14 protein-coding genes are annotated in these 12,674 nt (G+C 66.9%); 5 read left to right on the top strand and 9 right to left on the bottom strand.

Going from position 1 to position 12,674, the window contains the following annotated elements:
* The first annotated feature begins 138 nt into the window (after positions 1-138).
* A complete protein-coding gene (locus CSW59_RS15530; protein ID WP_099444889.1) occupies positions 139-597 on the top strand; it encodes a tRNA (cytidine(34)-2'-O)-methyltransferase in 459 nt (152 codons plus the stop codon).
* Positions 598-601: 4 nt separating this feature from the next.
* Here CSW59_RS15530 and CSW59_RS15525 read toward each other — a convergent pair whose 3' ends face one another.
* Together CSW59_RS15525 and CSW59_RS15520 are read right to left on the bottom strand one after the other, a co-directional pair.
* On the bottom strand, positions 602-1,021 hold the full coding sequence (locus tag CSW59_RS15525; protein ID WP_099444888.1) for a hypothetical protein: 420 nt from the start codon (positions 1,019-1,021) through the stop codon (positions 602-604).
* 104 nt (positions 1,022-1,125) lie between these two features.
* A complete protein-coding gene (locus CSW59_RS15520; protein WP_099445270.1) occupies positions 1,126-1,863 on the bottom strand; it encodes a glycosyltransferase family 2 protein in 738 nt (245 codons plus the stop codon).
* A 55-nt stretch (positions 1,864-1,918) separates the two neighbouring features.
* Here CSW59_RS15520 and CSW59_RS15515 point away from each other — a divergent pair, with 55 nt between their 5' ends.
* From CSW59_RS15515 to CSW59_RS15500, 4 genes are all read left to right on the top strand, one after another.
* Positions 1,919-3,682 (top strand): glycosyltransferase family 39 protein, encoded by a 1,764-nt coding sequence (locus CSW59_RS15515; RefSeq protein WP_236632241.1) that lies wholly within the window; start codon positions 1,919-1,921, stop codon positions 3,680-3,682.
* A complete protein-coding gene (locus CSW59_RS15510) occupies positions 3,657-4,556 on the top strand; it encodes a hydroxymethylglutaryl-CoA lyase (protein ID WP_099444887.1) in 900 nt (299 codons plus the stop codon). The genes CSW59_RS15515 and CSW59_RS15510 overlap by 26 nt, the downstream gene beginning before the upstream one ends.
* Entirely contained in the window at positions 4,556-4,915 is a 360-nt protein-coding gene (locus CSW59_RS15505) for a hypothetical protein (protein ID WP_099445269.1), read from the top strand. Before CSW59_RS15510 ends, CSW59_RS15505 begins: the two co-directional genes overlap by 1 nt.
* Before the next feature lie 100 nt (positions 4,916-5,015).
* On the top strand, positions 5,016-6,230 hold the full coding sequence (locus CSW59_RS15500; RefSeq protein ID WP_099444886.1) for an FAD-binding oxidoreductase: 1,215 nt from the start codon (positions 5,016-5,018) through the stop codon (positions 6,228-6,230).
* Here the strand turns inward: CSW59_RS15500 and CSW59_RS15495 are convergent.
* The 7 genes from CSW59_RS15495 to cysS are packed head-to-tail and all read right to left on the bottom strand — an operon-like array spanning position 6,227 to position 12,530.
* A complete protein-coding gene (locus CSW59_RS15495; RefSeq protein WP_099444885.1) occupies positions 6,227-7,153 on the bottom strand; it encodes a glycosyltransferase family 2 protein in 927 nt (308 codons plus the stop codon). The two genes, CSW59_RS15500 and CSW59_RS15495, sit on opposite strands and share 4 nt — an antisense overlap.
* Complete coding sequence (gene thrS, locus CSW59_RS15490) at positions 7,153-9,129, bottom strand: threonine--tRNA ligase (RefSeq protein WP_099444884.1); 1,977 nt, start codon at positions 9,127-9,129, stop codon at positions 7,153-7,155. Before thrS ends, CSW59_RS15495 begins: the two co-directional genes overlap by 1 nt.
* Positions 9,130-9,132: 3 nt before the next feature.
* Positions 9,133-9,378: a membrane protein insertion efficiency factor YidD gene (gene yidD / locus CSW59_RS15485; RefSeq protein ID WP_099444883.1), complete on the bottom strand. Its 246-nt coding sequence runs from the start codon at positions 9,376-9,378 to the stop codon at positions 9,133-9,135.
* A gap of 52 nt (positions 9,379-9,430) precedes the next feature.
* The gene (locus tag CSW59_RS15480; RefSeq protein WP_099444882.1) at positions 9,431-9,892 is read right to left on the bottom strand and encodes an iron-sulfur cluster assembly scaffold protein; all 462 of its coding nucleotides are present in this window, start codon (positions 9,890-9,892) and stop codon (positions 9,431-9,433) included.
* Positions 9,893-9,900: 8 nt separating this feature from the next.
* A complete protein-coding gene (locus CSW59_RS15475) occupies positions 9,901-10,362 on the bottom strand; it encodes an SRPBCC domain-containing protein (protein ID WP_099444881.1) in 462 nt (153 codons plus the stop codon).
* A gap of 9 nt (positions 10,363-10,371) precedes the next feature.
* Entirely contained in the window at positions 10,372-11,133 is a 762-nt protein-coding gene (locus CSW59_RS15470; RefSeq protein ID WP_099444880.1) for a 3-oxoacyl-ACP reductase, read from the bottom strand.
* 5 nt (positions 11,134-11,138) lie between these two features.
* On the bottom strand, positions 11,139-12,530 hold the full coding sequence (gene cysS / locus CSW59_RS15465) for a cysteine--tRNA ligase (protein WP_099444879.1): 1,392 nt from the start codon (positions 12,528-12,530) through the stop codon (positions 11,139-11,141).
* Positions 12,531-12,674 lie beyond the last annotated feature (144 nt).

Here is a 12,674-nt window from a genome sequence, read left to right as displayed (position 1 = left end):
CCATATCTTGCTCGACCCGCAAGCGGATCTCCGCCACAAGGCAGCGGTCGCTTCGTCCTATCGGACGCGCGGACGGAGTCCGCAAGTCCTTTCGATTCGAGCAAAGCCCCTGCTAACCCTGTGGTTGGTTCGCTTATTATGCGCATCGCACTTTTTCAACCAGGCATTCCCCAAAACGTCGGCGCGGCCATTCGCTTGTCCGCGTGCTTCGGCGCGGGCCTCGACGTGATCGAGCCTTGCAGTTTTCCCTTGGATGACAAGAGTTTGAAGCGCGCGGCCCTGGATTATGGGCCCCTCGCCCACCTCAAACGCCACGATAGCTGGGAGACATTCCTTAAGGCGCCGGAACGCGTTGACGGTCGTCTGCTGCTGTTTACCACCCGGGGTGCGACACCATTTCACAGGTTCTCGTTCCAACCGGGAGACACCTTGCTGTTTGGCAACGAGAGCCGCGGCGCGCCCGATGAGGTCCACGCCGCCGTCCAGGGGCGCATCGTCATCCCCATCCGCCCCGAGACACGCTCCATGAACCTGGCGACCACCGCCGCCATGGCTTTGGGCGAGGCGCTTCGGCAGACGGGCGGGTTTCCAGAGTAGCAGCCTACCCGCCGAAATCGACATCCCGCCGGGCGGCCGCGATGGTGACGATGAAGCCGGCCAGCACGTCCAGCAGCACCATCAAGGTCAGCAGGAAGAAGGCCGAGGTGGCGAAGGCTGGCGCCAGCAGGAACTCCACCAGGCAGACGATGAACAGCACCATCGACAGCGAATGGTTGACGATGGCCAGCCCTTTACTGTTGGCCGACTTCAGAAGTTCGACGAACAGCACCACCAGCGAGGCGGCCAGCAGCAGGTCGGCCAGGCTGACGGCCCAGCCGGCGCCGGAGGTCATGTGGAGGCTGAACAGCGGCTCGGCCAGACGCAGACTGGCGTCAGCGGCCTTGAAACCGCCCGGCAGGGTCAGGATGATCAGGTTGTAGACCAGGACCGGCAGGGCCAGCAGCGGAACCGCGGCGAACATCGAGCTTCCCCTTCGACAGCGCCCCCCGGCGTCACAGCGGTAGGCCTAATGGGATTTGCAGGCGCGGTGAAGCCGGCGCGACCTTTCGACTCAGACGCCAGTCTCTAGACCTCGTCGACGCCCTGCGGATTGCGGGCCCGCGACTGCAGCCACATCACGCCCAGCAGATCCGAGATCGAAGCCTTCAGACGACCAAGGTTCGTGTACTTCGACTCCCCGCTCTCACGGTGACGGTGATTGACAGGCTGGAACGCGACCTCATAGCCCTCGCGCAGCATCAGGGCCGGGATATAGCGGTGGATGTGATCGAAGTAGGGCAGGCGCAGGAACGCCTCGCGGCGGAAGGCCTTCAGGCCGCAGCCGGTGTCGTTGGCGGTGTCCTTCAGAAGCCGCTTGCGTACGCCGTTGCCGAACTTGGAGGCGAAGCGCTTGGCGCTGCTGTCCTGGCGCTTGACCCGCTCGCCGCCGACCAGGGCGAGCGTCTCTGGGCCCGCCGCCAGGACCTTGGCCAGGCGCGGCGCGTCGGCGGGATCGTTTTGGCCATCGCCGTCCAGGGTGATGACGATCGGCGCCCGCGCCGCCAGCACGCCGCTGCGCACGGCCCGGCTCTGGCCCGAGTTCTTGCGATGACCCAGCACCCGCAGCTGCGGAATTTCGGCCTTCAACGCGATCAGCCGCGCCTTGGTGTCGTCGCGGCTGGCGTCGTCGATGAAGATCATCTCGTAGGTCTCGCCGGCGAAGGCGGCGGCGATCTCGCGCGCCAGCTTCGGCGCGGCCTCTCCCTCGTCGAAAACTGGAACGACGACGGAGAAATCGGGCGTGGGAGCGCTGCTGGCGGTCATCGCCCCCTCATACAGCAAAAGTCGTTTCGGGAAAGATCGTGCTAAACGACACGCCATGACGCTTGAATCTCGCCTGGATGCGCTGAGCCAAGGATGGCGCGGCCCCCTGTTCGCCGCCCTGGTGGCCTTGATCGCCGGCCTTCCGGGCCTCTTCGCCATGCCGCCGCTGGACCGTGACGAGTCGCGCTTCGCCCAGGCCACCTCGCAGATGTTGGAGACCGGCGACTACGTCGTCATCAAGTTCCAGGACCAGCCACGCTTCAAGAAGCCGGTCGGCATCCACTGGCTGCAGGCGGTCAGCGTCAAGACCCTCTCCGACGCCGAGGAACGTCGCATCTGGGCCTATCGCATCCCCTCGCTGCTGGGCGCGATGCTGGCGGCGGCGGCGTGCGCCTGGGGCGCAGCAGCGCTGCTGGGCCCGCGCGCAGGCCTGATCGCGGGATCCATCCTGGGCGCGACCTTCCTGCTGTCCTCGGAAGCCTTCATCGCCAAGACCGACGCGGCGCTTTGCGGAACGACCACGCTGGCGATGGCCGCCCTGGCGCGGATCTACGCCGCCCAGCTGAGGGGCGAGTCGGCCGGCAAGCTAACCAAATTCGCCTTCTGGCTGGGCCTGTCCTTGGCCGCCCTAATCAAGGGTCCGGTCGGCATGCTGACCGTATTCATGGCCCTGGCGGCCCTAACCATCTGGGACCGCAAGGTGCGGTGGCTGAAGGACCTGGGCTGGACCTGGGGCCTGATCCTGTTCGCCGCCGTCGTGCTGCCGTGGGCGATGATGATCACCGTAGCCACTGACGGCGCATTCTGGGGCGCGGCGGTCGGCGCGGACCTGGCGCCGAAGATGGTCGGGGGCCAGGAGGGTCACGCCGGACCATTCGGCTATCACGCCCTGCTCTCGCCGCTGCTGTCGTTCCCGGCCACCATCCTGCTGCCCGCCGGCCTCGTCGTGGCCTGGACCCGTCGCAAGGATCCCGGCGTCCGCTTCGCCGTCTGCTGGCTGGTTCCCACCTGGCTGATGTTCGAGCTCTTGCCCACCAAGCTGGTCCACTACGCCCTGCCCGCCTATGGCGCCCTGGCGATGCTGATGGCTGCGGCGTTGCGCGAGCCGCTGGGCCGGCTCGTCCGGTGGCTGGGCGGGGGTCTGTCGGTGCTGATGGGCGCGCTGCTGGCCGCCGTCGCCATCTATGGCCAGAAAGAATTCGGAACCACCAACGACCTGGGCTGGACCATCGTCGCGGCCGGCTTCGCCCTGGCGGCGGGGATCGCCGGCGCGGTCCTGGTGGTTCGCCGCCATGCGGCGCGGGCGCTTTTCGTGGCCGGCTCCCTTGGGATCAGCGCCCATATCGCCCTGACCGCCGGCCTGATCCCGCGCCTGGAGCCGCTGTTCCTGTCGCGCGACCTGGCCCAGGCGCTGGACCAGGCCAGGCTCTCGCCCCGCTCCGGCGCGCCGGGCCCCGTGGCCGTGACCGGCTACGCCGAGCCCAGCCTGATCTTCCAGCTGGGCACGACCACCCAGCTAACCGACGGCGAAGGTGCGGCCAACGCCATCGCCGAAGGCCGCCCCGCCATTGTCGAGGACCGCGAGGAAAAGCCGTTCCGCGCCGCCATGGGCCAGCTGGGCCTGGCCCCGCGTCCGGTCACCACCGTCGAGGGCTTGAACTATTCCGACGGCGATCAAGAGCGGCTCACCATCTATCGGGGCGAGCCCCTGGCGCCCGCCGAGGATGCCATGGAGCCCAATGAACCCGCCCTCAACGAACCCGCCCCAACGAACCCGCCAAGGAGCCGCAGCGATGAGCCGCTTCATCCAGATCGTTGAGGTCGGGCCGCGCGACGGCCTGCAAAACGAAAAGCTCTCGCTGTCGGTCGCCGAGAAGCTGGACCTGATCGCCAAGCTGGAAGCCGCCGGCGCGCGGCGCACCGAGGTGGTCTCGTTCGTCAACCCCGCGCGCGTGCCGCAGATGGCGGGCGCCGAGGACATCATGGCTGCCCTGCCGCTCAATCCCAACCGTTCGCGCATCGGTCTTGTGCTGAACCTGCGCGGCTGGGAGCGCTGCGTCTCGACGGGTTGCGACGAGGCCAATGTCGTGGTCTGCGCCTCGGACGGCTTTGGCGTCCGCAACCAGGGCGCCACGGTGTCCCAGCAGCTAGACACCCTGGCCGCCATCGCCGAGCGGCAGGCGATCGACGGCGGCCCGCCGATCACCGCCACCATCTCGGTCGCTTTCGGCTGTCCGTTCGACGGCGAGGTCAGCCAGGACCAGATCGTCGCCATCGCCCGCGAGGCCGCCGCCCTGGGCGTGCCGGAGATCGCCATCGCCGACACCATCGGCGTGGCCGATCCCTGGACCGTACGCAAGCGCATCGAGGCCGTCCGCGCCGCCGCGCCGGACGCGCGCCTGCGCCTGCATTTCCACGACACCCGCAACACAGGCCTGGCCAACGCCTTCGCCAGCGTCGAGGCGGGGGTGGATGTGCTGGACGCCTCGGTCGGCGGCCTAGGCGGCTGTCCGTTCGCGCCCAACGCCACGGGCAACATCGGGACCGAAGACCTCGTCTACATGCTGGAACGGGCGGGCTTCGAGACCGGCTATGACCTGGCGGCCCTGATCGCTATCGGCCGCGAGATCAGCGAGCGCCTCGGCAAGGCGCCCGCCTCGTCCCTGGCTCGCGCCGGAGGGTTCCCCGCATGATGCTCCGCCTCGCCGCCCTGCTGCCGATCCTGGCCCTCGCCGCCTGCGCGGCCGCGCCCGCTCCTGCGGCGCGCTGCGACGTGACGATCAAGTTCGGCAGCTACGGCATGGGTATCGACCGGCCTCTGGCGGACAAGGTGGCCGCCGCGGTGAAGGCCGACCGTGACATCGCGCGCTCGCAGCGCAAGCCCTGGGGACGCGAGGGCGAATACGACCTCTGCCTGACGGCCAAGCCCGGCCGCGACGTCAAGGCGATGTACGAACGCTATCGGGCGATGCTCCCCGCGCGGAACCTACAGGCGCCGATCTCGATCGAGGGACCGGACGGACTGCGGTTCGAGACGATCGCGCCGATCTAGGCGGAAAAGCGCGGCGAGCATCTTTCGAGCGCCCGCATCGCACATCGCGCGGAACCGATCGGGCGCTTGAGGAGCTAAGCTTCGCCAAGGCGGAGTTCCCATGACCGGCGCGACGAAGACCCGAGACCTCAGAACCGGCCGACCGCTTTGGACCGACAGCCCCGGTCTCGGCGTGCCGGTGCGGCCTCTGACACGCTCGCTGAGCGTCGATATCGCGATCGTCGGCGCGGGAATCAGCGGCGCGCTGATGGCCCATGAGCTCTCCCAGGATCACTCCGTCGCCGTCCTCGATCGGCGTCCGCCCCTGACGGGATCGACCATGGCCTCGACCGCCCTGCTGCAATGGGAGATCGACCTGCCGCTGACCACCCTGGCCAAGCAGATCGGGGCGGCCAAGGCCAGGCGAGCCTACATTCGATCGAGACGCGCGGTCGACGATCTGGCCCAGCTGGTCGCGCGGGAGCGCATTTCGTGCCAGTTCAAGACGAAGTCCTCGCTCTATCTGGCCGGCGACGACCACGGCCATCGCGCCTTGGAAGCCGAGGCCGAGGCGCGGGCGGCGATCGGCCTCGACAGCCGCTACCTTGGTCCGGCCGAGCTTCGAGACCGTTTCGGGATCGAGCGGACAGGGGCCATCGTTTCCACCGGCTCGGCGAGCAGCGACCCCGCGCGGCTGGCGGCGGGCCTCTTGCGACGGGCCCACGCGCGCGGGGCGCGGATCCTGTCACCGGTGGAGGTGACCCAGGCCGCCAGCGATCCGGACGGGGTGACGCTGCTGACCGACGCCGGCCACGCCGTCCGGGCTCGATCAGTCGTGTTCTGCTGCGGCTACGAGTTTCCCAAGGCCGTTCCCACGCCAGGCGCGCGCATCCTCTCGACCTGGGCCATGGCCTCCAAGCCACGCCAGCCTTGTCCGGCATGGCTCCGCGACATGCTGGTCTGGGAGGCCTCGGACCCCTACCTCTACCTGCGCATGACCGGCGATGGACGGCTCATCGTCGGGGGCGAGGACGAGGACTCCGCCGACGCCCTTCAGGACCGCGAAAAGCTCAAACGAAAGTGCTCCACCTTGGCCGCCAAGTTAGAGGCGCTGATACCGGGCGTCGGCTTCGAGATGGACTACGGCTGGGCCGGAGCGTTCGGGTCCAGCGCCACCGGCCTGCCCAACATCGGGCCGGTCGAGGCCATGGACCATACCTGGGCCGTGATGGGCTTCGGCGGCAACGGCATAACCTATTCGGTCATTGCTTCGCAGATCGTCGCGACCGAGGTGCGGGGCGGACGCGATCCGGACGCGGACCTCTATCGCCCCTAAATCGGCCGGCCGGTCATCTTCCACAGCAGCGGGCGGAACACGCTCATCAGCATGATCGCGGGGGCCAGCAGGACGGCGGCCGCAAACAGCTGCAGGCTGTCGGCGCGCTTGATGAAGTAGCGGGTCAGGCCCACGCCCTTGTGGAACTCCACCTTGACCGGGTGCTCCAGGCTGGTGTGGCCAAGGTGTACAACCCGGGCCTGGGGCTGGAACAGCACCTGGCCGCCAGCGCGGCGCGCGCGCCAGCACAGGTCGATATCCTCCACGTGCAGGAAATAGCCCTCGTCAAAGCCCCTCAGGGCTTCGAAATCCCGGCGGCGCATGGCGAAGCAGGCGCCAGAAATGGTCGGCATCGGGACGGGCGCGCGCGGCAGCGGCTCGTTCTCGCGATGAATCTCGAACGCCGCCAGCTTGCTGTAGCGGCGCGTCAGCTGGCCAAAGCTCAGCACCGTGCTGATCGGCGTGACCTCGCCGCGACGACCGCCGCGCTGCTCGGAGCCATCGACATTGAGGACACGCGCCCCGACGATGGTCGGGGTCGGCTGACCCTTGAAGGCCGTGACCAGGGCGGCCACGCAACCCGGCTGCAGATTGGCGTCGGGATTGAGGAAAACAATGTGCTCGCCCCCTGACGTCTGAGCGCCCAGGTTGGCGCCGCGGGCAAAACCGATATTGCCGTGACCCTGCTTGAGGATCACGCGCGGTTCGGTCAGGGCCAAGGAGCGCAGCATATCCCGCTCGTTCGGACACGAGCCGTTGTCGACAATCACGAACTCATCGACCAAAGGCTCGGCCAGAACATGCTTGATGCTCTCGTCCAGCGCATCTCCCGTCCGGTAAACGACCATGACCACCGACACGTGCGGTCTAGCCGGGCGAGCACCGGCGGTCAGGGTCGAAACGGACGGGAGAATGCTGTTCATCAGGCGGTCACCGCCTCCGGAACGGCCTTGGCGGCGCGCGCGCGCGCCACGTCGGGCGGGGTAGCGTCAACGGTCAGAACGGCGAGAGCGTCTTCGAGCGACAGCACGCTCTGTCCTTCGCCGCCCAGGCGGCGCAGGGCTAGCTGCCTCGTCTCCGCTTCCTTACGTCCGACCACCGCGATCACTGGCACCTTGGCGAGGCTATGCTCGCGAATCTTATAGTTGATCTTCTCATTTCGCAGGTCCAGCTCCGCGCGCATACCTAGTTTCGTCAAGGCCCCCACGACCTCGCGAGCATAGTCATCGGCGTCGGAGGTGATGGTGGCCACAACGACCTGAGTCGGTGCAAGCCATACGGGCAATGCGCCCGCAAAGTTCTCCAACAGAATGCCGATGAAACGTTCGAAAGACCCCAGAATTGCACGGTGAAGCATAACAGGACGCTTCTTTGAACCGTCCTCCGAAACGTACTCGGCGTCTAATCGTTCCGGCAAAACGAAATCAAGTTGCAAAGTGCCGCACTGCCAGACGCGGCCGATGGCGTCTTTCAGCGAGAACTCTAGCTTCGGGCCATAGAAGGCGCCCTCGCCCGGCTGCAGTGTCAAGGTCTCACCCGCCGCCTCTGCGGCGGCGGCCAGGGCGGCTTCGGCCTTGTCCCAGACCTGGTCCGTACCGGCGCGCAGCTCGGGACGCGTCGAGAACTTGGTGTCCGCCAGCGTCATGCCCAGGTCGTTATAGACCGAGCGCAGCAGCTCGATGAATCGCGCGCTCTCCTCCGTCACCTGCTCTTCGCGGCAGAAGATGTGGGCGTCGTCCTGGGTGAAGGCGCGCACCCGCATGATGCCATGCATGGCGCCCGAGGGCTCGTAGCGGTGGCAGGCGCCGAACTCGGCCATGCGCAGCGGCAGCTCGCGATAGGACTTCTGGCCGACATTGAAGATCTGGATGTGGCCGGGGCAGTTCATCGGCTTGACCGCCAGGACCTCGCCCTCAGCGCTTTCGCACATGAACATGGCGTGGCCGAACTTCTCGGCGTGGCCCGACTTTTCCCACAGGCTGCGATCCAGGATCTGCGGGGTCTTCACTTCCTTGTAGCCGGCCGCGTCGAGGCGACGGCGCATGTAGTCCTCAAGCACGCGATAAAGCGCCCAGCCCTTCGGGTGCCAGAACACCATGCCCTTGCCCTCTTCCTGGATGTGGAAGAGGTCCATCGTCTTGCCCAGCTTGCGGTGATCGCGCTTCTCAGCTTCCTCGACGCGCTTCAGATGGGCTTCGAGATCGGCTTCCGACGCCCAGGCCGTGCCGTAGATGCGCTGCAGCTGGGCGTTGTTCTGGTCGCCGCGCCAGTAGGCGCCCGCCAGCTTGGTCAGCTTGAAGGCCTTGCCGACGTGCTTGGTCGAGGGCAGGTGCGGCCCCCGGCACAGGTCCTTCCAGTTCCCCTGGCGATAGACCGTGATGGTGTCCGTCGCGGGCAGATCACGAATGATCTGCGCCTTGTACTGCTCGCCGATCCCGTCGAAGTGGGCGATCGCTTCGTTGCGATCCCAGACCTCGCGCGTGATCTTCTCGTCGCGGTCGACGATCTCCTTCATGCGCTTTTCGATCTTTTCCAGATCGTCCAGGCTGAACGGCTCGTCGCGGGCGAAGTCGTAATAGAAGCCGTCCTCGACGTTCGGGCCGATCGTCACCTGGGTGCCGGGGAACAGCTCCTGGACGGCCTCGGCCAGCACGTGGGCCGTGTCGTGACGGATCGTGTCGAGGGCCTCGGGCGCCTCGCGCGTCAGGATCTCGAACTTGCGCTCACCAGCCAGCAGGTCAGGCGTCAGCGGACGGTCGAGGTCCAGCACCTGGCCGTCCAGCTTGATCAGCAGGGCCTTCTTTTCCAAAGACTTGGAGATGGCGGCGGCGACGTCGCGCCCCGTCGAGCCGTCCGGATACTGTCGCGACGAGCCGTCAGGGAAAACCAGATCAATCATTCTTCACTTATCCACTTTACGTGGCTGGCGCGGCGGCGGCGGGTCATAACCTGATCCACCTAACGGATTGCATCGGCAAATCCGTCGCACGCCCAGCCAAGACCCTTTGAACGGGCCATGATCCTTGAGGGCGGTGGCCGTATACTCCGAACAGCTCGGCGTAAAACGGCACTGACGCCCGATGAGAGGCGAGAGCGTCAACTTATAAGCCCTAAGGCCCAAATCGACGGTGCGTTCGTAGAGGCTCATGCCAGCGCGCGACTGTTAGTCTAATGGAGTTCTAACCCCCGATTCGGGGCGATCAAACCGCGCCGGCGGTGCTAGTTCGCTTTTCGACGGCGCCTGTGGCCTGGCGGATAGCCTCGACCGTCGCCTCGAACGCCAGAAGTGTCGAGGCGTGACGAGCGGGATAGTCCTTGACCGGCTCTAGCACGGCGAGCTCCGCAAATCGGCCCGCGGGAGGCGAACCGTTCCCCTTCAGCATAGCCGCTAGCGAGTCACGCGCCAACTCGATGTCCGAAAGATCGGCGCCGATGACGTTCTGACCCAGGATCGCGGCGGCCGCCTGGCCCAGCGCGCAGGCGGTGACGTCCTGAGCGAAGTCAACGACCTTGCCGCCCTCGACCACCACGTCGACGGTGATCTTGCTGCCGCACAGCTTGGCGACCTTCTCGCTGCTGGCGTCGGGCGCGGGCAAGCGTCCGGCGCGCGGCATATTGGCCACGAGGTTAAGGATCTTGGCGCTGTAGAGGTCGTCGATCATCGCGCGCCTTAGATGGGAGAGCCGCCGCGCTCGGACCAGAGGGCCTCGGCGCGGTCGCGGACGGCCTCGCCCATGGCGGTGAAGGCGGACTTCAGCTTGCGGCGCTCCTCGCGGCTGACCCAGCGCACCAGTAGGCCCATGAACAGCTCACCATTGGAGAAGGTCGAACTGGACGGGCCCATGTTCTCGATCTCGAGATAGCGGATCGCCGTGACGAAGCCGCCGATCCGTGTCGAGCGCCAGTGAAGCTGCTCGTAAGGCACCCAGTCCTGAACGATCGGCTGGATCACGCGCGGCGCCTCGCCGGGCAGATGCTGCTCCACAACGAGAGCCGTACCGATCTTCAACTCGCCCTCCGCGCGGCGGTAAAGCGGGTTCCAGTGCGTCCAGCTCTCGAATTCGGAGACGACCTCCCAGACGATCTCGGCGGGAGCCTGGACTCCGATGCGATGTTCGACGGCGCGCTGCATGGGGCCCTCCTAATCTCTGACCAAGCCGCCATCCACCACCAGGTTCTGACCGGTGACGGCGCGGCTCCAGGGGGAGGCGAAGAACAAGACCGCGTCGGCGAACTCGGCCGGGGTGGTGACACGGCGCAGGGGCGTGCTCTGGGCGATCAGGTCGAAAATCGCGTCGGGCGTCGCGGCGCTGGCGTCGGTGACGCGCAGCAGGCCGCCGGAGACCATGTTGACGGTGATCCCGCTGGGACCAAGGTCTCCCGCCGCGGTGCGGGTCAGCGACAGCAGCGCCGCCTTGGCCGCAGTATAGTCATGATAGGGCACCACCGGGTTCTGGAAGAGGTTGGTGCCGATATTGATGATCCGGCCAAAGCCCGCAGCTTCCATCGCCGGAGCGGCGGCCTGGATCAGGTTCAGCGACCCGCGCAGGGCGACATCCATCTGCCCCAGGAAGTCGTCCCAGCCGATGGTCTGGATTTTCTCGCGCGCGTCGCCGTTGAAGCTGAAATCGCCCAGGGCGTTGTTGACCACCGTGGTGACGTGATGGCCGAACGCCTCTGCGGCGTCATTGACCAGGCGTCGCGCCTGCAGCGGATCGGAGACGTCAGCCTGGATGGCGACGGCGCGCTGGCCAAGCTCGGCGACCAGCGCCTTGGCCTGGGCCTCGCTGCGGCGATAGTTGACCACCACCTGGGCGCCGTTCTCGACAAAGGCCCGGGCAATGGCCGCGCCTAGCCCCCGGCCTGCGCCGGAGACCAGGACGACCTGCTTCTCGAACGTCATGGCGCTTAGTCCTTCATCCGCCAGGTCGCGCCCGACGGACCGTCCATGACCACCACGCCCAGGGCGTCCAGTTCGGCGCGGATGGCGTCGGCGGCGGCCCAGTCCTTGGCGGCGCGTGCGGCGACGCGCTGGGCAAGCAGGTCCTCGACCTTGGCCTTCAGCTCGTCGGAGGCGTCGCCTTCGAACCAGATATCCGGATCGGCCTGCAGGAAGCCCAGCAGAGCGCCGGCTTCGAGCAGACGGGCCTTGTTGGCGGCGATGGCTACGGTGTCGCCGGCCGTCACGGCCTTTTCGATCAGGCTCGACACCTCGAAGAACGCCGAGGTCGCCAGCGGCGTGTTGAGGTCGTCCATCAGGGCGGAGATCACTTCGGCCGGAGCCTCCATGGCCTGGTCCATCGGCACGTCCTTGGCGCGGCGCAGGGCGCCGTACAGGCGGTCCAGCGACTTCTTGCTCTGCTCCAGCAGCTCCGGCGTCCAGTCCAGCGGCTGGCGGTAGTGGGCCGACAGCAGCGCCCAGCGGATCACCTCGCCCGGAACCGACTTCAAGAGTTCGTGCGGGATGATCACATTGCCCAGGCTCTTGGACATTTTTTCCCCGCCCATGTCGAGGAAGCCGTTGTGCATCCAGTAGTTGGCCAGCACGGCGGTCTTGTGGGCGCAGCGGCTCTGGGCGACCTCGTTCTCGTGGTGCGGGAAGGTCAGGTCGATGCCGCCGGCGTGGATGTCGATCGTCTTGCCCAGCGCCTTGTCGATCATGGCCGAGCACTCGATGTGCCAGCCCGGACGGCCCGCGCCCCAGGGGCTTTCCCACTCGGGCTCGTTTTCCTTCGAAGGCTTCCAAAGCACGAAGTCGGCCGGGTGGCGCTTATAGGGCGCGACCTCGACGCGGGCGCCGGCGATCATCTCGTCCAGCGGCCGGCCAGACAGCTGGCCGTAGTCGGCGAAGCTCTGGGTGTCGAACAGCACATGGCCCTCGGCGGCGTAGGCGCTGCCGTTGTCGACCAGTTGGCCGATCATCTCGAGGATGGCGTCGATGTGCTCGGTGGCCTTGGGCTCGAGGTCCGGGCGCAGCGCGCCCAGGGCGTCGGCGTCCTCGTGATAGGCCGCCAGGTAGCGTTCGGTGATCACGCTGATCGGCACGCCCTCGTCGGCGGCCTTCTTGTTGATCTTGTCGTCGACGTCCGTGACGTTGCGGGCGTAGACCACCGCGTCCTCGCCATAGAGGTGGCGCAGCACGCGATAGAGCACGTCGAACACCACCACCGGCCGGAAATTGCCGATGTGGGCGTAGTTGTAGACCGTGGGTCCGCAGACATACATCGTCACCCGCTTGGGATCGGCGGGGACGAAGTCGCGCTTCTCGCGCGCCAGGGTGTCGTGGATCTTCAGGGTCATTGGGTCGCAGTGCTATGACGTAAGGAGAGGTTGCTCCGAGGCGGAGCCGGCTCCATATATCCTTCGGATACGGATTGGGCCACGCCCAACGATACGTCCATCGCGACGCATCGACCGTAGCTGTGAAACGGGTGGCACGCGTCA

The organism is Caulobacter sp. BP25 (assembly GCF_002737755.1).
GTDB lineage: Bacteria > Pseudomonadota > Alphaproteobacteria > Caulobacterales > Caulobacteraceae > Caulobacter.
The sequence above is the reverse complement of the archived record's forward strand: the minus strand, read 5'-3'. Positions and strand labels throughout refer to the sequence as shown.

What these genes read in the sequence shown, in the direction of transcription:
- CSW59_RS15495 (WP_099444885.1), bottom strand. Translation starts at nt 7,153, where the DNA reads ATGAACAGCATTCTCCCGTCCGTTTCGACCCTGACCGCCGGTGCTCGC.
- CSW59_RS15510 (WP_099444887.1), top strand. Translation starts at nt 3,657, where the DNA reads ATGAGCCGCTTCATCCAGATCGTTGAGGTCGGGCCGCGCGACGGCCTG.
- cysS (WP_099444879.1), bottom strand. Translation starts at nt 12,530, where the DNA reads ATGACCCTGAAGATCCACGACACCCTGGCGCGCGAGAAGCGCGACTTC.
- CSW59_RS15480 (WP_099444882.1), bottom strand. Translation starts at nt 9,892, where the DNA reads ATGATCGACGACCTCTACAGCGCCAAGATCCTTAACCTCGTGGCCAAT.
- CSW59_RS15505 (WP_099445269.1), top strand. Translation starts at nt 4,556, where the DNA reads ATGCTCCGCCTCGCCGCCCTGCTGCCGATCCTGGCCCTCGCCGCCTGC.
- CSW59_RS15470 (WP_099444880.1), bottom strand. Translation starts at nt 11,133, where the DNA reads ATGACGTTCGAGAAGCAGGTCGTCCTGGTCTCCGGCGCAGGCCGGGGG.
- thrS (WP_099444884.1), bottom strand. Translation starts at nt 9,129, where the DNA reads ATGATTGATCTGGTTTTCCCTGACGGCTCGTCGCGACAGTATCCGGAC.
- CSW59_RS15475 (WP_099444881.1), bottom strand. Translation starts at nt 10,362, where the DNA reads ATGCAGCGCGCCGTCGAACATCGCATCGGAGTCCAGGCTCCCGCCGAG.
- CSW59_RS15530 (WP_099444889.1), top strand. Translation starts at nt 139, where the DNA reads ATGCGCATCGCACTTTTTCAACCAGGCATTCCCCAAAACGTCGGCGCG.
- CSW59_RS15520 (WP_099445270.1), bottom strand. Translation starts at nt 1,863, where the DNA reads ATGACCGCCAGCAGCGCTCCCACGCCCGATTTCTCCGTCGTCGTTCCA.
- CSW59_RS15500 (WP_099444886.1), top strand. Translation starts at nt 5,016, where the DNA reads ATGACCGGCGCGACGAAGACCCGAGACCTCAGAACCGGCCGACCGCTT.
- CSW59_RS15515 (WP_236632241.1), top strand. Translation starts at nt 1,919, where the DNA reads ATGACGCTTGAATCTCGCCTGGATGCGCTGAGCCAAGGATGGCGCGGC.
- CSW59_RS15525 (WP_099444888.1), bottom strand. Translation starts at nt 1,021, where the DNA reads ATGTTCGCCGCGGTTCCGCTGCTGGCCCTGCCGGTCCTGGTCTACAAC.
- yidD (WP_099444883.1), bottom strand. Translation starts at nt 9,378, where the DNA reads ATGAGCCTCTACGAACGCACCGTCGATTTGGGCCTTAGGGCTTATAAG.